The organism is Shewanella sp. 6_MG-2023 (genome assembly GCF_030547195.1).
In the GTDB taxonomy this organism is placed as follows: Bacteria; Pseudomonadota; Gammaproteobacteria; order Enterobacterales; family Shewanellaceae; genus Shewanella.
In genome coordinates this window covers 35,191-58,346 of record NZ_JAUOQU010000032.1, presented here as the reverse complement: position 1 = coordinate 58,346, position 23,156 = coordinate 35,191, and the positions used below count along the sequence as shown (strand labels likewise).

16 protein-coding genes are annotated in these 23,156 nt (G+C 41.5%); 9 read left to right on the top strand and 7 right to left on the bottom strand.

Translation table 11 applies throughout. The annotated features are described in order from the left end of the window. Window positions 1–81 precede the first annotated feature (81 nt). The 5 genes from Q4533_RS16610 (at window position 82) to Q4533_RS16590 (ending at window position 6,722) form a co-directional block, all read left to right on the top strand. Window positions 82–1,422, top strand: a complete 1,341-nt coding sequence (locus tag Q4533_RS16610) for a hypothetical protein (RefSeq protein WP_303503394.1) — start codon at window positions 82–84, stop codon at window positions 1,420–1,422. Between the two features lie 524 nt (window positions 1,423–1,946). After that, a complete protein-coding gene (locus tag Q4533_RS16605) occupies window positions 1,947–4,358 on the top strand; it encodes a winged helix-turn-helix domain-containing protein (protein ID WP_303503392.1) in 2,412 nt (803 codons plus the stop codon). A gap of 24 nt (window positions 4,359–4,382) precedes the next feature. Then, a complete protein-coding gene (locus Q4533_RS16600) occupies window positions 4,383–4,823 on the top strand; it encodes a hypothetical protein (protein ID WP_303410711.1) in 441 nt (146 codons plus the stop codon). Between the two features lie 157 nt (window positions 4,824–4,980). After that, the gene (locus Q4533_RS16595) at window positions 4,981–5,763 is read left to right on the top strand and encodes a polysaccharide deacetylase family protein (protein WP_102440447.1); all 783 of its coding nucleotides are present in this window, start codon (window positions 4,981–4,983) and stop codon (window positions 5,761–5,763) included. A gap of 317 nt (window positions 5,764–6,080) precedes the next feature. Further along, a complete protein-coding gene (locus Q4533_RS16590; protein WP_198589375.1) occupies window positions 6,081–6,722 on the top strand; it encodes a LysE family translocator in 642 nt (213 codons plus the stop codon). A gap of 131 nt (window positions 6,723–6,853) precedes the next feature. Here Q4533_RS16590 and Q4533_RS16585 read toward each other — a convergent pair whose 3' ends face one another. From Q4533_RS16585 to Q4533_RS16575, 3 genes are all read right to left on the bottom strand, one after another. Continuing rightward, a complete protein-coding gene (locus Q4533_RS16585) occupies window positions 6,854–7,906 on the bottom strand; it encodes an NAD(P)/FAD-dependent oxidoreductase (protein ID WP_102476684.1) in 1,053 nt (350 codons plus the stop codon). 209 nt (window positions 7,907–8,115) lie between these two features. After that, the gene (locus tag Q4533_RS16580; RefSeq protein ID WP_102476685.1) at window positions 8,116–8,727 is read right to left on the bottom strand and encodes a protein-disulfide isomerase; all 612 of its coding nucleotides are present in this window, start codon (window positions 8,725–8,727) and stop codon (window positions 8,116–8,118) included. A gap of 298 nt (window positions 8,728–9,025) precedes the next feature. Continuing rightward, complete coding sequence (locus Q4533_RS16575) at window positions 9,026–9,889, bottom strand: universal stress protein (protein WP_303503389.1); 864 nt, start codon at window positions 9,887–9,889, stop codon at window positions 9,026–9,028. Between the two features lie 115 nt (window positions 9,890–10,004). Here Q4533_RS16575 and Q4533_RS16570 point away from each other — a divergent pair, with 115 nt between their 5' ends. Next, a complete protein-coding gene (locus tag Q4533_RS16570; RefSeq protein ID WP_303503387.1) occupies window positions 10,005–11,207 on the top strand; it encodes a cation:proton antiporter in 1,203 nt (400 codons plus the stop codon). 3 nt (window positions 11,208–11,210) lie between these two features. Here Q4533_RS16570 and Q4533_RS16565 read toward each other — a convergent pair whose 3' ends face one another. Then, window positions 11,211–11,969, bottom strand: a complete 759-nt coding sequence (locus Q4533_RS16565; protein WP_102476687.1) for a hypothetical protein — start codon at window positions 11,967–11,969, stop codon at window positions 11,211–11,213. Window positions 11,970–12,172: 203 nt separating this feature from the next. Next, window positions 12,173–12,874, bottom strand: a complete 702-nt coding sequence (gene trmH, locus Q4533_RS16560; RefSeq protein WP_102440436.1) for a tRNA (guanosine(18)-2'-O)-methyltransferase TrmH — start codon at window positions 12,872–12,874, stop codon at window positions 12,173–12,175. A 536-nt stretch (window positions 12,875–13,410) separates the two neighbouring features. On the opposite strand from trmH, the gene Q4533_RS16555 reads away from it, so the two are divergent. From Q4533_RS16555 to Q4533_RS16545, 3 genes are all read left to right on the top strand, one after another. Next, window positions 13,411–18,105 (top strand): transporter substrate-binding domain-containing protein, encoded by a 4,695-nt coding sequence (locus tag Q4533_RS16555; RefSeq protein ID WP_303503384.1) that lies wholly within the window; start codon window positions 13,411–13,413, stop codon window positions 18,103–18,105. Continuing rightward, window positions 18,089–19,180, top strand: coding sequence for a two-component system response regulator (locus Q4533_RS16550; protein ID WP_303503382.1), 1,092 nt, complete (start codon window positions 18,089–18,091; stop codon window positions 19,178–19,180). Before Q4533_RS16555 ends, Q4533_RS16550 begins: the two co-directional genes overlap by 17 nt. Window positions 19,181–19,535: 355 nt before the next feature. After that, entirely contained in the window at window positions 19,536–20,189 is a 654-nt protein-coding gene (locus Q4533_RS16545) for a TetR/AcrR family transcriptional regulator (protein ID WP_198589377.1), read from the top strand. Here the strand turns inward: Q4533_RS16545 and Q4533_RS16540 are convergent. Both Q4533_RS16540 and Q4533_RS16535 read right to left on the bottom strand, forming a co-directional pair. Then, window positions 20,179–21,396 (bottom strand): FAD-binding oxidoreductase, encoded by a 1,218-nt coding sequence (locus tag Q4533_RS16540; RefSeq protein WP_102531899.1) that lies wholly within the window; start codon window positions 21,394–21,396, stop codon window positions 20,179–20,181. The two genes, Q4533_RS16545 and Q4533_RS16540, sit on opposite strands and share 11 nt — an antisense overlap. Continuing rightward, complete coding sequence (locus Q4533_RS16535) at window positions 21,389–22,948, bottom strand: NAD(P)/FAD-dependent oxidoreductase (RefSeq protein ID WP_102440441.1); 1,560 nt, start codon at window positions 22,946–22,948, stop codon at window positions 21,389–21,391. Before Q4533_RS16535 ends, Q4533_RS16540 begins: the two co-directional genes overlap by 8 nt. Window positions 22,949–23,156 lie beyond the last annotated feature (208 nt).

The following is a 23,156-nucleotide window of genomic DNA, read 5'->3' as shown; positions in this document are numbered from 1 at the left end:
TTTATTATTGAGTTCGAAGACAGAATTGTGAAGCATATTAACTAAATTGCAGTTACACAGAATCTGTTACACCCTCATGATATGCTTGTTTATTTAGGTGTCCGTAGTGAGTCATTTAATAATATGGATGGCAACGGTAAAACATTCGTTGAATCTAGTAACCTTATAGCACCTAGATTAGGTTTCTCATGGGATGTAAATGGCGACTCTTCAGCTAAATTATTTACAACCCTTGGTCGTAGCTATATTCCAGTAACAGCAAATACAAATATTCGCTCGACTCGAGTCGAAAACTATAATCAAAGCTGGTATCTATTGCCTGATGGTCGTAAGACTGATGGAACTGAAGCACCAGTAACAATTGGTGATATTATTGGTGAGCCAATTATCGATAACCAAGTACCACAGCCTGAACGTATTGCTGATAAAAACTTAACTCCAATGTATCAAGATGAGTTCATTATTGGTTATCAGCAGTTCTTAACTGACGATTGGAGTGCAGGAGCTAAATTTACAGCTAAAGCACTTCAAAATGGTATGGATGACTTCTGTGGTCATGATGGCTTTACTAATTGGGCTGCAGATAATGGGTATGACAATTTTGACCCTAACTCTATGGCTGGTTGTATGTTGATCAATCCTGGTGAAGATATCACCATTGCAATGGATCTTGAGAATGACGGTAATCTAACGTCAGTCACTACACCTAATTCATATCACGGCTTACCAGAATACAAGCGTGATTATTATGGTCTAGAGCTTACCGCTGATAAAGCAATGAGCAATGGCTGGAAAGCGAGCTTCTCATATGTGCTTTCACGTACCCATGGTAATGCTGAAGGTTACGTAAACTCTTCGTTAGCTCAGGAAGATCCGGGTGCAACGCAGGATTTCGATCACCAAAACTTTATGCATGGATCTGAAGGTTACTTACCAACAGATAGAACGCATCAGTTTAAAGCTTTTGGTTTATATGAAATCACTGAAGAGCTTCTAGTATCAGCTAATATCTCTTTAGTTTCAGGTATCCCGATGAGTTGTCAGGGCTTTGTTAAAACTGACGATATGCTTACAGGTGATGGCACAACAGGTTACGATGCGCCAAACTTCAGTCGATATGGAGCTTCAAGCTTCTATTGTATGAATGACGATGGTCAGCAAGAACTTTCAGAACGTGGTGACGAAGGACGTACTCCTTGGTTGTTTAATGCGGATCTAGGCTTAAGCTATTCTCCTATGTGGGCAGAAGGCTTGAATCTTAAAGCAACAGTGTTCAATGTGTTCAATAATCAAGAAGCTACAACGTTTGATCAAGTGAACGATTATGAACAAGGGTCAACAGCAAGAAGCCCTAATTACTTGAAAGCGAGCTCTTATCAATCACCACGCTACGTGCAAATTTCTGCGCACTACAGCTTCTAAAGTTTTTGATAATAAAAAAACGGCAGCCTAGGCTGCCGTTTTTATTTATGACTTTTAGCGTTTAAAATAAATGTGACTTAAACATATAGAGTTTATAGCTCATGCTATAAACACCCAACAAAACCTGCAATAAAGCTAAATTGAACAAAAATATAAAAGATGTAAGTCATGTATCTGCATCATTTAATGTTTACTGAGCTCCACAAAACTTCACTTAGCGTGTCGTACAACTAAAGTACATATAATGCTCTATTATCTTGTACTACTTATGTATGTAATTTCAGTTACTAAAGTGAACCGGTAAAAATTACAGATAGCATGTATATCGCTACATTGCCTGATATGGCCGCTTTAGAGCCATTTCTTTGTGATTAATATCGCTGAATCAAGGGGCTCACATGGTTTGCGCAATATACAAAACCTACCTAGACTGAACATTCAGTTTAATATCAAGTTTCTCCCCATTTAACAGTGAAGTTTCCGCATAATCAAGCAAATATTAGAATCTATAAGGCTCAATTTTTATGGACTCAAAGGGCAGAAATCAAAGCGATATGGAAGGAATCGACCCTAACTTACGTCAAGGTTTTGTGTTAAATGACATTGTGGTATTACCCGACGATGGTGAAGTGATTGTTCATGGGGAACGGCGTCATTTGCCTCCTAAAGCTTTTGAAATCTTATTATATTTATGTTCAAACCCTGAGCAGTTGCTTTCAAGTCAGCGATTGCTCGCTTTTGGTTGGGGGAAACTTAATCGAAAGCGTAGAAATTTGAGCCATGTAATTAGCGAAATTCGCCACGCCTTAGATGATCACAAAGAGTCCCCTGTTTTTATCCAAACCATTACCCGAAAGGGCTATCGATTAATCGCGACAGTCGCCCCCCTTGATGAAGAGGCGCTTAACCGAAAGCGTGCTGCGTTAAAAGCGCCGTTGTCTACCACGCATTCTGCCGATAGCGCACATACACCGCAATGGCACTTAAATATTGCCCTGTTAAAAAACTCTAATTTATTTCGTGTTAGCGTGGCTTTTTCGATTATGACTTGGCTCATTATTCAAATTATAGCCATTATCTTTCCGATTTTTAATGTGCCTGATTGGGGCATTAAAATTGTTGTTTTAGTACTGGTTGTCGGTTTTCCAATATTACTTATTTACACATGGTTTCAGGATATTAAGGTCAAAAAAGACTTATTTAAAGCTGATAGAAATCATCCGAAGAAAAAGGTGTTTTACAAACAGTTGGCGTTTGATTTTTTCTTTATTGGCGCGTTGTCCATTTTAGGTGGCTTTTTATCGCTGCATTTAATTGACTCTATTTATAATGAAAAACCCAAGGTCGCAGCGCTGAAAACTAGCCTACCTATTCAAGATAATCTCATTGCGGTTATCCCTTTTGTGTTTGATGAGCAAAGCCAATTACCACATTATTTTGAATCCACCTTTCAAGGCGAAGTGATTAGCGCCTTAAGCAAGCAAAGCGCTTTTAATTTAATGTCTCAGCGGGCAGTAAATGAAATTCCCCAAAACAGCAAACTATCCACCTATGCCGAAAAACTCGGGGTGCGATATTTAGTCGATGGCGCCATTACTGAAAATGCAGGTGAATTTTCAATAATATTACATATTACTGATATCAAAACGTATTTACAGGTGTGGTCTTCGGTTGTTAAAGGTGATGTCGGCAATATTTTGTTGGTGCAAAAACAAATATATCGTGAGCTTTTTAATGCCTTATCACTGATTGCACAGTCGAGTGAATTAGATAGTCAGGACCTTATCAGCACCGATGATTTCAAAGCTTATGACAGTTATATACAAGGTAAAAGCGAGCTGTTTAAAGCTCCCACTCAGGCCACATTAGCCCAAGCTGAATTTCATTTTATGAAGGCGTTGGCATTTGATGGGGAATTTACCTTAGCCAGCGCTGGTTTATGCCAAACCTATCTAAATCAATACCAGATAAATAAAAAACTTGCGACGTTTGAATCAGCCCAGCAAATTTGTAATGCACTGACTCAGGTGTCGAATTTAAAAGAAGAAGGCTTAGTTGCCTTAGGTAACCTAGAGCGCTTAAGTGGCCGTTATTCACAATCTATTGCGTTTTTTGACGAGGCATTAACCCTTAACCCTAAAAATATTGAAGCAATTATTGGCGCAGCCGACAGTCAGACTCAACTGGGTCACAATGATAAGGCGGTGGATTTATTTGCTAATGCGATTCAATTAGAGCCGGGATACTGGAAAAATTATCAGCGCTTTGGCAATTATTACTTTAATAATGGTCAATATAAAAAAGCCAAAGATAAATACCTTAAAGTCACATTATTAAAGCCTAACTACGCTAATGGCTACAGTAGTTTAGGCGGCGCCTATTTTCTTGATGATGAATTAGAAAAGGCCACTATGGCGTGGCAAACCGCATTATCTTTAGCACCTAATGCGTTAACTTACTCAAACCTTGGGACAGCACTCTTTTTTAGATATGAGTTTACTGATGCAGCCCAAAGTTATCGTAAAGCCATTAAGCTGAGCCCCAACGACCCTGTGTTGTGGGCTAATTTAGCGGATGCAGAAAAGTTTTCCGGTGATACCACTCAAGCCCTTGAAAGTTACCAACAAGCCTATAAATTAGCCCGCGAGCAATTTGTAGTTAATCCTAACGACCATGTTATGCAAGCCATGTTTGCCAGGTATCAATCAGAGCTTGGGGAGTGTGAACCGGCATTGCAAAAAATAACCTCAACTCAATTACAAGATAGCCCCGATCCATATCTTTTTTATGATATGGCCATAGCGGCGATAAATTGTGATGAAAAACAACTGGCTATTCAGTATATCGATAATGCCCTTAAATTAGGCTATTCGAAAAAGTTGCTGGCTAGAGATATTCAGTTTCAAGGTGTTTACGTCAACATGGCGATGCCATAACGCAATAAAACAAGGAAGAAGGCAATGAATATTACTATAAAACCATTACTCACAGCTCGAGCATTAACCTTAGTTACACTCATAGGTCTATTGGGGATGTTTTCACGACAAAGTCTTGCTGAAGATCAAACCATTAGTTTGGTTGCCAGTGAGTGCGCTGTCACGGTAACACCTAAAGAAGGTAGCGGCTGTGAGCAAGGGCAATGTGAAGGGGTTGAAGCGTGTATCTGCGCTAAGCGAGGTGACTTTATCACTTGGGAAATGAGCGATAATAATAGAGCCAAATTTAAGTTAAAGTTTAGCGAAAATTCGCCGCTTAAAGAACAATGTGGTAAGAATTTTAAAAAAGGTAAAGTAAAGTGCAAAGTGAAAGAAGAGCTTGACGTTGGGGAAAGCTTTGACTATTTGGTGATGCTTGAAGGCTGTGATGAAGGCACAGATCCACGTATTGTTATTTCGAAATAATAACGACTCAGTGAAAGTCAGAGTATGCATAATAGGCTGATTTATATGTTAGTTTATAGCTTGTTTTATATTTGGATTTATAAAAATCTGGGCTGGCATGACTTTTATGGGCGCGAAATTGATTATCAATAAACAAATATTACAGATTTTAAGGTCAATGGTCTTACTCCCATTGGCCTGTTTTTCAGCGTCGGCAGCTGAAACTCAAAGGTTTACTTGGCCTAACGGCGAAAAACTAGCAGTGAGCCTTTCTTATGATGATGCCTTAAACAGCCATTTAGATAATGTGTTGCCAGCACTGAATAAGCATCATTTTAAGGGCTCTTTTTATGTTATCTCCACGTCTTCGGTATTAGCGCAGCGAAAGAGTGAGTGGCAAGCTGCAGTTAAACAAGGTCATGAGCTAGGTAATCACAGTATGCAGCATCCTTGCCGCGCCTCATTGCCCAATAGGGGCTGGGTTAAGGTAGAGCAAGACCTTGATCATTATAGTGTCACACAGATGATTGATGAGCTTAGTGCTGCTAATACTTTTTTAAATGCTATTGATGGTAAAACTGAGCGCACCTATACCGTCCCTTGCGGTGATTTACTGGTGGGCAGTGCTTTACGCTTAGATGATGACTCGACTGGTGGTCAAGAGTACCTTAACAAAGTAAACCACCTCTTTACCGCGATTAAAGGCCACGGCGCTGACACACGCTTTAACCCCATCATTTACCCAACCGGCGAAACCGGTAAAGCGTTAATTGCTTATATTAATAATACCTCTACAGATACCTTGCTGATTAACTTAGTTTTTCATGGGGTGGGCGGTGATTACTTATCGGTATCATCCAAAGCTCATGCTGAACTATTGGCTTATTTAGCGGCCAACCGTGACAAGTACTATGTCGATTCATACCTTAACCTGATGAACTATGCAGCCGCTCAGCAATAACACTTTTTTAGATTTGGGTGTTTTAAGCTTTGGCTATATTTAGTGAGAGGCAGTGACAAGTATCATGTGGATTCATACCGTAATTTGATGAACTATGCAGCTGCGAAGTAATAGCAGCTAATTCTATTTAGCTTGTTTCAGCTTACGCTATCTTTAGCTTAATTCAGCCTTTAACATCAGCCTTTAACATCAGCCTCTAATATTAGCTGTAAATAAACTCTGCCAACTCAAGATCTCATTTAAACACAAGATGACTTTTATTCATGTTGGATAACTGTAGAATCCGCGGCTGTTTTATCACTAATTTTGTATTTATCATGATTGATCTGGCTTTACTTCCTGTTTATTTAACCACTGTGGTCGCTTTACTGCTAATACCTGGGCCTGACATGCTGCTGATCGCCAGCTCGAGTTTAAGTTATGGCCGCAAGGTGGGCGTGTATGCAAGCTTTGGCAATGCGACCTCTGGGCTTATTTTAACCTTGCTGGCAGCTATGGGTGTGTCGGCGTTAGTGGCAATGAACCCGATGGCATTAGAAGTGCTGCGGGTGCTAGGCGGCGCTTATTTATTAAAAATGGGCTGGGATTGTATGCGCAGCAGCGCAGCTGATGCCCCTGAAATTGAGCAGCAAAATAATTTAGCCAAATTACTTTATCGCCGCGCGGTAATGAGTAACCTGCTTAATCCCAAGGCGCTGATATTTTTTGTGTTATTTTTGCCGCAGTTTGTCTCTACCCAGCTTAGTGCCAGCTCAGGCGAGCAGATGTTGACTCTTGGGCTGATACTGAACGTCATGGGGCTCGCTTTTAATTTACTGCTGGTGGCTTTGGTGGGCAGTTTAGGTAAGCCGCTGCTTAAAAATGACAAGTTTAGAACCTATCAAAATAAGTTTATGGGGCTGATATTTTTTGCCTTAGCCATTTGGTTGCTAGCTTCTCAAGTGCAAAGTATCAGTTAGGCCAATAGAAGAAATTGAATTTTTAAACGACTTTGCTTAAAAATAAAAAACGGAATGAGCTGCCACTCATTCCGTTTTTTGTTTTAGAGAACAAGCCATTAATATTAATAGCGCGTTCTTGATATCTGCTTTTAAGCCGCTTTAACGTTTTCAGAGATGTAATTCATTAAGTACTGCGCATCCTTGTAAACGCCGCCTAGGGTGGCAGAGCCTCGGGTATAAAGCCACGGCAAGCCAATAAAATACAAGCCCTCAATATCATTACTGACACCGCGATAATTGCTGGGGTAGTTCATTTCATCAAATGAGATACCGTCAATCCAAAAAAAGTTGGGTTTAAAGCCTGTAGCCCAAATAATATTTCTGATGCTACTCACACTGCCTTTTTGAAATTTAATACTGCTTTCATCGGCTGACAAGGTTCTGCCCATGTGGATGACATTGTCTTTTGCTAGTAGTGATTTTACGTCAGTGCCAATGACAGGTTGCACGCCGCTGCTCAACCACTTGCCAATTTTGCTAAAACGGTTAACCGATAAAAAGCCGATTTTGGTGAACCACCACCATAGGGTTTTACCTAAAAAGGCTTGGGGAATGGCTTTGATTTTATTGGTGCCAGAAAAATGCACTGTGCGGCCGGTATCGGCTATTTCAGATAATATTTGCACCCCAGAATCACCCGCACCCACGACTAAACAATCACCTTGTTGCAGTTGAGATGGGCTTTTATAGTTTTCACTGTGCAGTTGAACAACATCTTTGGCAATATCAGCATGACAAGGTGGGGTGTAAGGGGTATGAAACGGCCCGGTGGCAATGATGACTTGTTTGGCTTTATAGCTTGTGCTGGCAGTAGTTATGTCAAAAATACCATTCACTTTTTTAATCGAGGTGACCTTTTGGTTAAACTCAATCGGTATCGAGAACTTATCTACATAACTTTTTAAGTAGTCTGCCACTTCATATTTATTGGGGTAATAACCTTTGGGAAAAGGAAATTTCATACCCGGTAGATGGTTATATTCAGTGGGAGTAAACAGGGTTAAAGAGTCCCAGCGCTTGAGCCATGGAGCCCCTATATATTCATTGGCATCGAGAATGAGATAGTCTTTATTATTGCTCGATAAGTTATACGCCATAGCCAGGCCAGACTGCCCTGCGCCAATGATGATAAATTCTTTCATGGAACCCCAATAAGTACATATGGTTATTATTATGGGCTGCATTCTAACAGAACATCAGCGCTGAATCGGCTGTGGCCTTAAAAGAGTTAATGGCGTTACTGTAAACCTTGGTCGCTTTTCAGCGTTTAAATTAAACTCTAAAGGTTTAATTTCAATAAAAAACCACGGTAAATACCGTGGTTTTTTGTTTGTGACTAGCCTTAGCTATATTACTTCTTAAACGCAGCTATTTCTTGCTCAACAGCTGCCACCACAGTATGCGGGCTACTGATGTATTTTGAGTGATCGATAAATATGGCGTTATCACCTACAGTCATCACTAATGCTGGAAAACTGTTAGTACCAATGACCTGTTGGATTTCGGCAATGCCTTCGAGTACGTATTCAGCGTCCATACTCAGCTCATCTTTAAAGACTTTATTTGATGGCGACAGTTTAAACTTTTCAACGATAGCATTGAAATCATGCTTAGTATCAAGCGGGTTACCTTCGATAAAGTGTGCTCTTTGAATCGCATTAAGTACAGGCAGTTGTTTATTCGCTTGCTTGCTTTGCAACCATCCCATTAGGTTAGCGGTTTTGACTGAGTTTTTAGGGCTATTGGCATAACGAATATGATCTCTGCCAAACTTAAGTCCACTCATTCTTGCTGCCGCTTCCATTTGCTCTTCGCCAGCACTGTCTTTGCCGATGAAATTGGCGCAATGTAATAAGTTTACATTCATTTCAGGGTAGGCTTCTTGTAATGCATTCACCAAAGGTGTTGCGGCGTAGCTCCAAGGGCAATGTGAGTCGTAGATGAAATAAAGCTCGGTGGTCATAGGAAAATTCTTGTTTGCTATCTGATGAGTTGATCCTAGTGAGTTTGTGGCCATTATTCAATGATTGAAAGCATACATAGCTAATAAGTTGGCTGTTTACATCTTGCAGAGGGGCTGACCCTTTACAATCGATATCGTGCTTTGAATTTTTCCTTATACAATTCAACCATCAAACGACAGCACATATCGATGGTAGGGCTTGATTTAATCGAACCAGACGTTTAAGTCCTAAGTAATCTTTTTGAGGTACAAAATGAAGCTAGCAAGTAACTTAAAACCTTTGGTCATAGCAATGGCATTAATCTGCCAAGCGATGTGGCACCACTAAAACGTTACTGCGAACTCGCTCTAAGATCGACTCAGCGGTATTTCCGAGCATAAATCCAATAATGCCTTCTCGCTGGCGAGCGCCTATAACAAGATATTGAGCTTTTAGGCGACAACTTAATTCGAACAGGCATAGATCGGCATTGCCTGTCAGGATATGCACATGCTCCTTATCTAGGCCAAGCTTTGCAATCTTGCTGTCATAACGCTGGTAAGCTTCTTTCACTAAGGTGTGAGTATTGACGATATCCATATCCCGCAGTATTTGCGGAAAACGCACCACGTAGCCTAGGTGTAAATCACAACCCGTAGCCTTAGCAAGTTGCTGGGCTTGGGTAATTACATCTTGGTTGAGGGCTTGTTTTAGTGGATCGCTAGTGCCCAAGTCCAGCGCCATTAAAATTGAATTTGCCTTATGCAAGGGGTGATTACTCAATAACATCAACGGTACTTTGATATGACGAATAAGCTGCCAATCTAAAGGGCGAAAACAGGCTGATTCATGAATAGATTTTAGCATCATGGCGTACTTGTCGGGGGTGACATACTCACATACATGTTCAACTAAATGCTTACACCACATATTAGTAAACTGTACCTCATTGGCATTGAGAACACTCAGTTGTTGCTTCACTGCGGCGCTATCATCGGCGCGAACTTGCTCTCGAACCACGCCGGCAATACGGGGATTATAGTAAGCATCGCCACTTAAGGGCTCATAACTGTAGGACATGATTTCAGGAACTAAGCCTAACTGTTTAGCGAGGTTAATCCCTTCTTTTATGGCATTAGTTTGCTGCTGATGCTGTTGTGAAATAATAAATAATTTACTCATTTTCATTTCCTCTGACACTAAGTATAAGCTTAGCAGTTGGTTAAAAATCAACCTTGATCTTTGTTATCTAAACGCTCGATATTTAATCAATAACAATAAAAAGATTAAGGTTAATATGAACGTTGACCAGTTTGTTATTTCACTTTGCCTGATTTTGTTTTTGGGCAAACTTTTTGGCGAGATTTTTCAACGCTTCGAACTGCCAGAGGTGGTGGGAGAGATTCTTGCGGGCTTATTATTGGGCCCGTCGCTTACTAATGTTATCAGCCCTGATCCTACTTTGACTGTATTGGCAGAGCTTGGGGTGATCTTGCTGCTGTTTTCCATTGGCTGTGAAAGCTCAATTAAAAGACTTTATCAAGCTGGTGGTCGCGCGGTAAGCGTGGCCTTAGTGGGAATTATTGTTCCGGCTATTGTGATGGGCGTGAGTGGTGCCTACTATCTTACCGACTCAATATTCACCGCTATTTTTCTTGGGTGTGCCTTAACAGCGACGAGTATTGGCATTTCATTACGGGTGTTGGTTAATGCCAATCATGCAAAAACGACCGCGGGACATATTATCTTAGGCGCCGCCGTGTTTGATGATATCGGCGGAGTGATTTTGCTCAGCATTTTGTTCAACTTTGCAGCCCATGGGGAGTTTGATGTATTTAGCACGCTATTACTTATCACTAAAGTGCTGGTGTTTTTGTTACTGACGCCGCCCGTGGCTAGGGTGTTATTGTATTTTGCACGAGTACTAAAACCGGCTAGCGATAATTCAGGTTATGAAGTTATCATCACTATGATTTTAGTGTGCTTGTTTGCATGGCTAGCACACTTATTCGGTGCGCCAGCCTTGTTAGGCGGCTTTGCGGTTGGCTTAGCACTTAGCCGCCAATTTACCTCACCACTCAATCGCTACCTAGTTAACCCTTTTGCCTTTACCCACAAAATGGAGCAATCAAGTAAGGCATTAGTTGACGTTTTTACCCCGATATTTTTTGTTTACGTTGGAATAAGCTTAGATCTGAGCCAGCTAGATTACAGTACTAGCGGGGTATTGCTGTGGCTGTCATTGTTAGCCATTGCCAGCAAACTGGTTGCCGGCACGGTTGCTGGTGGTAACTGGCAAAAGAAACTTATTGTGGGTAGCGCTATGGTGCCGCGAGGGGAGGTCGGCTTAGTGTTTGCTGAAATGGGGCTGAAGACGAACATTATCGACAATAAATTATTTACCGAGTTAGTGGTGATCATAGCAATCACCACGTTAATCGGCCCCATGTTGCTCAAATGGAGTTTGAACAAGCATGGTCATCATTCGCAAGTAGAATAAACCTTAGTCAGCTTGGTCATTAACCACTGTCAGGGTAAAAGTTAATTTTTGCACCGACTGTGACGGCTGGTTATTGACCATAGAATACGATGGCATTGGGAAGGTGACATAGGGTTGCCCTGATTGTCCATCTACGCTTATTTGGCCTTTATCGTCAAAGGTAAACGATAACAGCTCGCCGTTCCAAAGCTGCAGCTCTTTTCCTTGATTATCTTCTCGCCATTGGGTGACCCATTTCATCACTAGCGTCGCCTTACCTGGGCGAGCATTATTTTGAAAGACACTGGCTTTTACTGACTCAATATCAGTTTTATTGCTGTGGATCTCAAGTACAGGGCTGCCTTTATCTAATGATAAATATAGAGGTAGCGTTAATGTTTTGCTGGCATCTGCTTTATCGGTAAAGGTCATATCTAATTGGGTGCTGACACAAAGTTGACTCCAACTGGCATCTTCGCTTTGGTATATATCTTTGATGACAATGTCGGTTTGGTATTGCTGAATATGGGCTTTAGCATATTGGTCAAATTTATTATCAACGATATAGCCTGATAGGGTATTGGCTGTAAATACGCTGAGTGAGCCGATATTGGCATTGTTATCCGTCACGCACCTGCCAGTGTTTTGTGTCACGCTGATATCGAGGTCTTTTTTAGCGCTGATGACAGAGGTGGTTGATTGACAGCCACAAAGCGCAAGTAGTGTTGCTAAGGCAACTCCTGTTAATTTTACCCTTGAATGATTCTTAGCAGTTATCCCCATACCTATTTCCTTATGTAAGTAATTTTTATTTACAACAATAAGCATAGACGCTGTTAGCGGTTAAGTTGCTCACAACTGGAGTTTTATTTATCAAAGAGCCGCTAGAGGATGTTTATTGAGGAAGCGAGAGCCGACAACACTGAGACTCTAGGCCTCAGTGTTGAGGATATTCTTATCTTGTTTAATATCAGTAAAGGTTAATGTTAACCGAGCTCAGCTTGTGGATCTGGCGCGCGCATGCGCTGCCACCATTCATCGCTAGCATCAATTTGCCCTTGCAGATCGATAGCTGGGTATGGGATGTTTTTTCTACGGCAGGCCTTGGCGAATATTGGGTGACCTTGTTCAAATAACATGGTTTGGCAGTAGCTGTGATCAAGCTGGCGGCTACCGTACATATTAGCTTGTTGGCGTTGACGCTGGGCTTCATACATGACTAAGGCTGCAGCGACTGATACATTCAGTGATTGCACCATGCCAATCATAGGGATGATGATATGTTGATCGGCGGCTGCGATGGCTTCAGGGCTGACACCATCACGCTCGTTACCCATGATGATGGCGGTTGGACGGGTATAATCGATTTCGCGAAAATCTACCGCAGTGTCTGAAAATGTGGTGGCTAACACCTGCATTTTTTGCGCTTTAAATAGCTTATTTGCATCATCAAAATTGCGGTGATTGACGGTATTAACCCACTGCTGACTACCAGATGCAGTATTGCCTGAAACCCAAAGGCTGTTATCGGGCATAACCGCATGAATTTGATGGATGCCAACGCTATCAGCGGTGCGCACCACGGCTGCAATATTTTGCGATTTATGGACTTTATCGAGGCAAACTGTCAGGTCGACTTGGCGATTATCAAGCATCTGATTTATTCGGGCTAAACGTTCTGGGCTCATGGGGCTGTTCTACTTGGTTTTATCTAAGAAAAAGCGAATTAATAAAAGGCGTATAATCCGTCCGTAACTGCTGAGTTAATATCTGCGTCATTATAACGCTTAATTGCTAAAGCTAAAATGCTATTCAGTTGTACATGTTTGATTTTAGTTATTAATCTTAGTTAGGGGACAAAACCTTAAATAATTCATTTTAAATTACTCCCCCCGTACACATGATGAGTTGACGCAAGGTATTAATTTATTTGGCTAACCGTCTCGTTGTACTTTTTGGGCTGCGTTGGTCAATAGCATTAATGACTTGCGGAGTTATTATGTGCTTTACATTGGTGGGTATGTCATTTTTCAGGGACGAACTTTCTCTAGGTTGACTTGTTTTCAATAAATAATAAAAGGATTTAAAAATGAATTATTAATTACTGTTTTGATGCTGAAATTTTATCGCCAAAATTGCATCTGGCCATTTGAGTGCTAAGATTAATTCAGTGCAGGTAAGCACATAAGGAATTTATTATTTTAAGCTCATACAGGGAGTTAGCATGAGTCGCTTCACAAGGATGCCTCGTCTACTTTTAGTAAGCCACTTTGCAATGAAATTGAGGTTAGCTTGCCTATTCCTCGGTTTTTTTTGTCCTTTTTTCTGTCACCTTACGGCAGCAGCTGAAGCTGAAGCAATTCCTAATGATGAGCAAGTAGTGCGTATTGCTTACCGAACTGATAGCACTCCGTTGCAATATCTTAATGACAAAGGCCAAGCTGCTGGTATTTTAATTGATTATTGGCGTACTTGGTCGCAAATCACAGGTAAAGCCGTTGAATTTGTACCAGGCTCTAATGCAGAAGGGCAAACTTGGTTAGCGCAGAATAAAGTCGATTTGTTGGCTGGGGTATTTCAAAATGAAAAACGCGCTAAAAGTATGTCTTTTTCTGCGCCACTGTTACATAGTGAATATTTCTTATATGCCAATACTGTAGAGCAAGGTATTGAATTTATTAAACAAATACCACAATACCGTATTGGTGTTACCCACAATAGTTTTCATCATAATTGGCTAAAAAAATATTTCCCCAATGCCGACATTAGGACTTTCAAAGGCTATAAAGCATTATTTGATGCTGCAATTAATGGCGAAATAAGCCTGTTTATCTGCCAGCCGCTTTACCTTGACACCTATTTAAAACAAACACCTGCAACGACTAAATTCAAAACCATTGAATCCGCATTATATTCACATCCTTTTCGCGCAGCAGTGAAGAAGGAAAACGTTGAATTACTGCAAACAATAGATACAGGCATACAACAAATAGATAATAAGAAAAAAGATGCGATATCTGCTAAGTGGAGTGGTTTTCATTGGGAGTATCAAAATTTAGCTGAACCGTTATTAGTGACACAGCCAATTATTACCCTTACAGAAGAAGAAAAAGCATGGCTGGCTGCTCATCCGATTATTCCTATTGGCGTAGACGGTCGTTGGCCGCCGGTAGATTTTATCGACCCTAATGGTGAGCACTCGGGAATTTTACATGACTATTTAACCCTTTTTGAAAAGCAGTTAGGAGTGAGCTTTGACACTCGAGTGTTTGGTAGTTTCCAAGATATGCTTTCTGCGGTTAGTTCTGGAAATTTAAAACTAGGTGCAACATTAGTAAAAAAACCAGACCGTGCCAAAAACCTGTGGTTTAGTGCGCCTTATTTTAGTGCGATTAAGGTGATTGTTTCTAAAACTGGCGCACAACAATATTCCAAATTGACAGAATTGTATGGCAAGAGATTAGCATTAGAGAAAGGCTTTTATTTAGTCGATGAAATTAGCAATAATCATCCCGAGATTAATCTAATGACCTTTTCAACAACTGAAGAGGCATTGAAAGCGGTCTCTTTCGGTACAGTTGATGCGTATATTGGCAATCAAGCGGTTGTCACTTGGCTTATGGATAGTTTGCAGCTGACTAATTTAACCTTTAGTGGCGATCCTATGTTTGCGCCCGCTCATCAAAGATTTGCCATTTATAAAGATCCTGAATGGGAGCCCTTGCTTGGCATTCTCAATAAAGCCCTCGATTCGATAAGTGTGTCAAGACGCCAGCAGATACATACTGATTGGATTAATCAAGACAGTAAAATTAGCAGTCCACTTATTTTTACTCAAAAACAGCATGCATGGTTGGAGGCTCATCCCACTTGGCGACTAGGAGTTGATAACAGCTGGCCGCCTTTTGAATTTATTGATGATAACGGTGTTTATTCTGGGATGTCGGCAGATGTGATGTCCAGATTGACAAATTTAATTGGTGCAGAGTTTATTTCCCCTGTTAACAAACCCTGGTCCCAAGTGTTGGCAGAGTTTTCCGCTGGAGAGCTAGATATTTTACCTGCTGTAACCCCCACACCTGAACGGCGCGAGGTGATGCTGTTTTCTACCCCTTATTTGGAAAGTCCATATATGGTGTTAGTTCATCAAGATACCCGTTTTGTGACCAGTCTTGATGATCTTGATAATAAGCAAGTTGGTGTGGTTAAAGGCTATGCCATCGAAGAGACATTAAAACATGATTATCCACAATTTAATTTAGTACCATTTTCATCCAATAAAGAGGCACTGATTGCACTAAGCGCTGGTGAAATTGATGGCTATATTGGTAATTTAAATGCCTCATCTTGGACATTAGAAGAACTCGGTATTCGTAATGTAAAAGTGACCGCAACCACGCCTTATACCTTTAAACAATCAATCGGTATTCGCAAAGATTGGCCTGAATTGTTGGAAATTGTCAATCTCGCGATTGCGAGAATTGACCCTCAGCAACGGCAAGCTATCGAAAATAAGTGGTTTTCTGTGCAGTTTGAACATCAGGATAATCATTATCAGATTTGGCGGGCTATCTTAATTACCTGTGGCATATTGTTGCCAATGATACTGTATACCCTTGTTTGGAATAGAAAGCTTAATAAAGCAAGGCTTAAATTAACACAAAGTAGTAAAAAACTTGAGGAGGCAAAGCGTGATGCATTACAGGCTAGCGCTTTTAAAAGTCAGTTTCTTGCCAATATGTCCCATGAAATTCGCACCCCCATGAATGCCATTATTGGTATGACGCATTTATTGCAAGGGACAGAATTAAATCATAAACAACAGGATTATTCTGAAAAAATAAGACGAGCGTCTTTAAGTTTGTTGGGGATTATTAATGACATACTCGATTTTTCAAAAGTAGAGGCGGGTAAACTCGAAATTGAACAGAGCGAGTTTCTCTTACATGAAGTATTTACTAACATTGCCAACCTATTGGGGATAAAAGCCGTCGATAAAGGCATTGAGCTGCAGTTTGAGTTAGACCCTAAAATACCAGAAACAATTATTGGTGATGCGTTACGCATTGAGCAAGTGCTAATAAACCTAACCCAAAATGCGATAAAGTTTACCGAAAAAGGTGAGGTATTGCTGCGTACTAAAATGCTGTCGCAAACAGACGAGCAAGTAGCCATAGAATTTTCAGTTAAAGACACAGGTATAGGGATTGAACCAGCTAATTTAACTAGTATTTTCAATGCCTTCACTCAGGCTGATGGCAGTATTACTCGGCTCCATGGTGGTACTGGTTTAGGCTTGAGCATCAGTAAGCAATTAGTTGAATTAATGCAAGGTGATATTTCTGCAACCAGTCAACCCGATCAAGGTAGCACCTTTAGCTTTAGGCTTAATCTTGCAGTGCCTAAAGTCACTTCTAGTCGAAAATCAGTCATTACGGAATGTGCTTCCCTTAAAGGGATGAGAGTGCTTGTGGTTGATGATAATGACAATGCCAGAGAAATTTTAAAAGAGCTGCTGGAGTCATTTTCCTTTGAAGTTGAGACCGCAGTCAGTGGTGCGCAAGCGATTGAAATGCTTAGCGTGATCAACAATATGGAAGATGAGCGGCCATATCAATTAGTGTTAATGGATTGGCAGATGCCAAAAATGAATGGCATTGAGGCTAGCCGAAGCATTAAATACTTACCGCTGCGTAAGCAACCGTCAATAATCTTAATTACCGCTTACGGGCGTGAAGATGTGATGAATGAGGTGGAAAATGATTTGCTGGATGCATTTTTAATTAAACCGCTTAATGCGTCAGTGCTATTTGATACCTTGATGAAAATCTTTGAGCCTTCGCAGCCCATGGGGCCAGCAACAGAGAAGAATACGATTGAGCAGTTAGAGGGCCATGTGTTATTGGTAGAAGATCAATCGATTAATCAACAGGTCGCTACTGAATTTTTACAGCGTATGGGGTTAACCTCAGCAGTAGCCGACAATGGTAAGCAAGCAATAGAAATGGTTGATGAGCAGACATTTGATGTTGTTTTGATGGATGTACAAATGCCGATTATGGATGGTTTCGAAGCCACCGAAATCCTCCGCAGCCGTTTTGATAAAAAACAACTCCCGATTATTGCGATGACCGCCCATGCGATGAAAGGGGATCGCGATAAGTGCTTACAAGTTGGGATGAACGCTCACCTGGCTAAACCCGTTGAGCCCGATCAGCTTTATTTAGCCCTTAGCCCCTACCTTACCCATAAACAAAGCCAGAAAGTTCAGGGGCAGCAAAATATGTCGCTTGCCCCCATAGAGGGAGTTGATGTGCACTGGGGTATTAAGCGATTAGGGGGCAACCAACAGCTTTATGCGCAACTTATTGGTGAGTTTTATCAGCGTCACAAAGATCAGTTGCACTTGTTGCAGAGTTATCAAGATGCTGACGATTTAAAATCAACCATACGAGCCGTTCATACTTTAAGAGGTGTTGCTGGCAATATTGGCGCTAAACAACTAGAGCTGGCGTCGGCTAATCTAGAAAGCCAACTGCATAGTCACCCATCCCCCTTTGATGTCCCTGAGTGGCAAGCTTTTACCGATAGTCTTACGGTATTAATCGCAGGGCTTGAGCAATGCCAATGGATTAATCAATCCGTAAGTAATAGCACTGACATAAGACAGCCGTTTAAAGTATCAGCCAATTTAAGCAGGGTTTTATCACCGCTTGATGAGCTATTAGCAGCTGGAAATCCGCAAGCTAAAGAAAACATATTAGCCCTCGATGGCGAGGTCGATAGTCATCTGATTGAGAAACTTATCGAGCAGGTCAATGAATTTGAGTTTGATAATGCTAGAGAATTAATCGCCCAAGTCATAGCCCAAGCAGAACAGGAAACTGAACAGGAAACTGAACATGTCACCATATCTTAAAGATAAAATATTAATTGTTGATGATGAAGCATTTTACATTAGTGTATTGATCGAGGTTTTGGGGAGTAAATACCATGTTTCTGTGGCGAAAAGTGGCGAACAAGCACTGGAGCGTATCGCCCAAGGCTTTATGCCTGATTTAGTGTTACTGGATATTTTGATGCCTGGATTAGACGGCTATGAGGTATGTAAAAAGTTAAAAAGTAACCCTGACACTAGCAACATACCGATAATTTTTTTGACGGTAAAGGCTGAAATAGAAGAAGAAATATTGGGCTTTGAATTGGGTGCTGTTGATTACATCACCAAACCTTTTAGCCTTCCCATTATTCGAGCTCGAGTTAAAACCCATTTGGCCTTAACTTCGGCAAATAGAGCTCTGGCAGAGCAAAACCATGACTTAGAAGCCAAAGTGCTTGAGCGAACGGCTGAAATATCTCGAACCCAAGATGTCGCTATTTACTGTATGGCCTCGCTAGCAGAAACTCGTGATAATGAAACCGGTAAACATATTCGTCGCACTCAATATTACGTTAAAGCCTTAGCTGAATATTTAAGAGAAAACTCACCTTATTCTGCGAGTATTGATGATGCTTACATTGACCTATTGTTTAAATCAGCGCCGTTACACGATATTGGTAAAGTGGGGGTTCCGGATGCCGTTTTACTAAAGCCTGGCAAGCTTGATGAAGGCGAATGGAGTGAAATGAAAAAGCATGCCGAATATGGTAAATCAGCACTGGAAAGCGCTGAAAATGAATACGGAAATTCAAGCTATTTAAGCATCGCTAAAGATATAGCTTATAGTCACCATGAGCGTTGGGATGGCAGCGGCTATCCAGAAGGTTTAGCTGAAGAAGATATTCCCTTGTCGGCACGGATTATGGCCATTGCCGATTGTTATGATGCACTTATTTGTCGTCGAGTTTACAAGCCGCCTTTTACACACGAACAGGCTACAAGCATAATCAAAGAAGGCCGCGGCTGTCATTTCGACCCACATATAGCAGATGCCTTTGATGCGCTTCAAGAAGAGTTTATTAAAATTGCCGATCGCTTTCAGGATGATGATTAACCTTAACGATTAAGCAATAAAAGAGGCGTGACAAGCCTAATGCACTTTAAGTCTTAGGCTAACGTTCTATTTTAAATCAATTTATAACATTGTCGTTATTTTAAAGAGCCTATGTTGTTTGGCGGATTTGCTATCTCAAAAAAGGGTCAGCGGATTGTTGAGGGGGAATAAAGACTACTGCGTGACAGTGGCGCTAATCGTTAAATAGGCTTTTTGGCTATTGGGTACAAGCATTATTGTAAAACTCGTCATCTAATTTAAAGCAAGATATTGGATTTATTATATATTTCTAATGATTTCTCACGTTGCCCTCATTATAATAATTAACATATTAGACTTAAGGTGTATGAGTTTTATGAGTGATAAACAATATCATCACGGTGACTTAAAGGCGTCTTTGATTGCTGCAGCCAATACTATCTTGCAACGCGATGGCGCTAATGCCTTGTCACTGCGGGCGATAGCGGCTGAAGTGGGTGTTTCTCATATGGCACCTTATGCGCATTTCAAAAACAAAAAACAATTGCTGAGTCATATTATTGAGTCTGGTTTTGTACTCATGGCTGATGCGATGGAACACTGCACGGCACATCTAGATAAAAATGATGCTGCGGTAGCGGGAGAGTTAGTGTTGGCTTATGGGGTGAGCTACTTAGAGTTTGCCATCGCGAATCCACAACTATACCGTTTGATGCTTGGTCAAGTTGAGGCTTCAGCAATGAAAACGCCAGCATTAAAGACAAGTTCGTCGACTGAACAAAATAACCATAGTGAGAATAGTCATAATGAAAATGAGCAACTAAGACGACCATTTAATTTGCTTCGCTCCGCCTTTGCCTTACAAAATGAAGACAACCAAAAAGTAAAAGCCCAAGCAATTGGCGCTTGGGCTATGGTACACGGCATGGCGGCACTTATGACCGAAGGCCATATTCAGTTACCGCAAGGGGTTAACTTAAAACAATATTTAGCTGACGCCAGCTCGGTTTATTTCAAGCTTAAATCATAATTTCAATGTCGCTTAAGGGAAAAGCCACACAAGAATGACACCAGCCATAAGCTTCATCGGTTGAGCGTAGCTTTGCTTCTGCGGGGTTAAATACCGCGCCGTTTAACACCTTCACTCGACATAAGCTGCATTCACCAGAGCGGCAGGCATTCTCGGCGCTAAAGCCATAACGCTCCATGCTGTTGAGTAATGGCTCATCCACTCTGGCTTCAAAACTGCCTTGGCCTTTAATCGTCACCTTAATCACATCTGAGGCGTTAACATTGCTCGGCCATCCCGCTAAGTTTTGTGGGTTTTTAGGCGGGCCATTACATTCTATTCGTACTCGTCTGGCTTTGACGTTAAGTAGCCTGAGTTGCTCAGCGCAGTGGTCATGAAAGCTGGTAGGCCCGCATACATAGAACATCTTCTGTGATAATTTTTCAGCGTCATCCCCTAACAATTGTGTCAGCCGCTCAACATTAATCCGTCCTGTCATCCCTTGGTATTGCTCGTTGGGACGGGTAATGATCCAACTGATGCGCAAAAAATCATGCTCTTTTTCAAGTTGCTTTAATTCTTCATCAAAAATCACATCAGCTTGATAACTGCTGGTATAGATAAGATGCAGCTTTTGGTTTTTCTTACGCTCAACTAAGGTGTTGGCAACAATGTCTTTGATCATACTTCTGGCTGGGGCAATGCCTGAACCGCCTGCAATGAAGACTAAGTCATCACCGTGAAATAGCGGGTTATGGTAAAAGGTGCCCATGGGACCTGTGCTTTCAAAGCTATCGCCTGTTTTCACTTGATCTAGTAAATAGTTAGATACAAAGCCACCCTCAACCCGTTTGATGGTTAAATCATAATATTCTCGCTGCTGGGGCGCTGAGGATATGGCGTAAGGTCTAGCGGTTTTAGTGCCGTTAATATCGACAAATAAATTAATATATTGGCCTGCCTGAAATGGCGGCAGGGTTTGGGTGTTTGAGGTTAAGCGCAAGGTGACTGTGCTTGGGGTATCGACAATCACCTCACTGACAGTGAGCTTTAATCTTTTAGGATGTAACCGAGCGATAGTTTGGGCCACATTGCCTTTTTGTTCGTTAAAGTCGGTGCCTGCCTGATACAAGTTTTTTTGGTGTGCTAGCGCTTCATTGTAACCGTCGACCGCATGCAAAATATTCACCACGGGGCGTTGTTCTTTTTCGATGACTGAATTAGGCATGTGATAACTCCTGTTGTGGTTGCGAGGCCGCTTTAGGCTTTGATAATTGCTTTAGTACTTCTTTGGCGGTGCTTTGACCGACCATATAGGTTGGCTGGAAGCCGCCCATGCCATTCCAGCAACCTGCTAAGTTGAGACCGGCTACTTCACTGACGCGGCGACGAAATATATTGGCATCTTGGGTGTTTTGCTGGAAACCATATATCGCCCCATGGGGGGTATTTAAGTAACGCATCATGGTTAATGGGGTGGCCACTTCTACTTCTTCAATATGCTCACGAATGTGAGGAAATACTCGCTCGGCGTGATCAAGGAGTTTTTCTGCAAACTGGTATTTGGTACGAGCATAATCTTCAGGGCTGAGTGCTTGCCAAGGTTCGCCATACTGCAAACAAAGTAAAGATAATGCCGACTTACCTTGCGGGGCAAAACTGGGATCATCATGGTTATAGCAGGTCATCATGGTGTGTTTTGGCGGCGTTAAGGATTGCATGATCTCATGAGCCACTTCTTCATCTCGATCATCAATAATAAAGTTGGATGCCGCAGTCACGCCGATATCACTTGGGGAGCAATCTAACCCTAGGTAAAGCACAAAAGCAGAGGTGCCAATACGGCGCGACTTCATATCAAATGCGGCTTGTTTCGGCGTTGGGATATCCAGCAGTTCATTGAAGGTGTGTAATGGGCTGGTATTGGAGATAACTTGCTTACAAGTAAATATCTCATTGTGCTCAGTTTTAACCCCAACAACTTGGTTTTTATCAGTAATAATTTTGTCAGCGCCGCAGTTAAAACGAACCTCACCACCCGCATTAAGGAATGATTCCAATAAGGCGCTAGAAATAGCTTGTGAGCCGCCTTTAATATGACAAGGTTTGAATGATGCGTAGGCATATAGCATCACTGCCAAGTCACGAAACGGGAAGTCTTTTGGCGGTAAACCCAGATAGCACCAGTAGGCGGCGATAACGGCTTTAAGATCTTTATTGGTAAAAAATTGATCCAGTAATTCTTTGGCTGGCCTTAAGCCGTACTTCACAAATAACGGGCAGCTTGCTTTTAAAACAGCTTCATCATTTGAATGCCTTACTTTAGGCATGACCATAAAGCATTCCATGGCAAGGCCTGCACATAAATCTAAAAACTGGCCAATATTGTCTGCTTCTTCTGGATAGTGACTCACCAGTGTTTTACCCAGCGCTTTCCAATGTGCTGGCAAAGTAATATCAATTTCAGGCTTAGCGCCGTTAGCTGATGGCATCACAAAGCGATATAGCTCGCGCTCTTCAACCACATCAAGTTGATCCATGATGCCCAGTTCAGTGAATATTTGACGCATGATAAACGGATTTTGCTCAGTGCCCATGCCGCTAAGTTGGTGCAGAGCCACTTCAAATTCAAAATTACCGCGCACAAAAGAGGTGGCACAACCTCCAGGAATATTATGGCGTTCGAGCAATAATGTTCTTGCTCCGCCTCTTTGCAAGGTGGTTGCTGCGGTTAAGCCAGCGTTCCCTGCTCCAATTACAATAGCATCAAAATCTGTCATTGTGGTTTCAGCTCCATTGTTAGTATCAATTTGTTATATCGACTTGCGGTATAAATCCCTTGTGTCCCTTTGAACAGATAAGGCTCGAACGAGTAAGGCAAAGTTAAAAAGCAATCCTTACGGTGTAAACTTTATACTGTAAAGATATGTGTGTTATGTGTGCTTTGTCAAGATTGATTCAGTTAATCATCTCTGTTTTTTTGATCAA

Coding starts and splice junctions, on each gene's coding strand:
- Q4533_RS16610 (WP_303503394.1), top strand. CDS start 82: ATGCTTGTTTATTTAGGTGTCCGTAGTGAGTCATTTAATAATATGGAT.
- Q4533_RS16605 (WP_303503392.1), top strand. CDS start 1,947: ATGGACTCAAAGGGCAGAAATCAAAGCGATATGGAAGGAATCGACCCT.
- Q4533_RS16600 (WP_303410711.1), top strand. CDS start 4,383: ATGAATATTACTATAAAACCATTACTCACAGCTCGAGCATTAACCTTA.
- Q4533_RS16595 (WP_102440447.1), top strand. CDS start 4,981: ATGGTCTTACTCCCATTGGCCTGTTTTTCAGCGTCGGCAGCTGAAACT.
- Q4533_RS16590 (WP_198589375.1), top strand. CDS start 6,081: ATGATTGATCTGGCTTTACTTCCTGTTTATTTAACCACTGTGGTCGCT.
- Q4533_RS16585 (WP_102476684.1), bottom strand. CDS start 7,906: ATGAAAGAATTTATCATCATTGGCGCAGGGCAGTCTGGCCTGGCTATG.
- Q4533_RS16580 (WP_102476685.1), bottom strand. CDS start 8,727: ATGACCACCGAGCTTTATTTCATCTACGACTCACATTGCCCTTGGAGC.
- Q4533_RS16575 (WP_303503389.1), bottom strand. CDS start 9,889: ATGAGTAAATTATTTATTATTTCACAACAGCATCAGCAGCAAACTAAT.
- Q4533_RS16570 (WP_303503387.1), top strand. CDS start 10,005: ATGAACGTTGACCAGTTTGTTATTTCACTTTGCCTGATTTTGTTTTTG.
- Q4533_RS16565 (WP_102476687.1), bottom strand. CDS start 11,969: ATGGGGATAACTGCTAAGAATCATTCAAGGGTAAAATTAACAGGAGTT.
- trmH (WP_102440436.1), bottom strand. CDS start 12,874: ATGAGCCCAGAACGTTTAGCCCGAATAAATCAGATGCTTGATAATCGC.
- Q4533_RS16555 (WP_303503384.1), top strand. CDS start 13,411: ATGAGTCGCTTCACAAGGATGCCTCGTCTACTTTTAGTAAGCCACTTT.
- Q4533_RS16550 (WP_303503382.1), top strand. CDS start 18,089: ATGTCACCATATCTTAAAGATAAAATATTAATTGTTGATGATGAAGCA.
- Q4533_RS16545 (WP_198589377.1), top strand. CDS start 19,536: ATGAGTGATAAACAATATCATCACGGTGACTTAAAGGCGTCTTTGATT.
- Q4533_RS16540 (WP_102531899.1), bottom strand. CDS start 21,396: ATGCCTAATTCAGTCATCGAAAAAGAACAACGCCCCGTGGTGAATATT.
- Q4533_RS16535 (WP_102440441.1), bottom strand. CDS start 22,948: ATGACAGATTTTGATGCTATTGTAATTGGAGCAGGGAACGCTGGCTTA.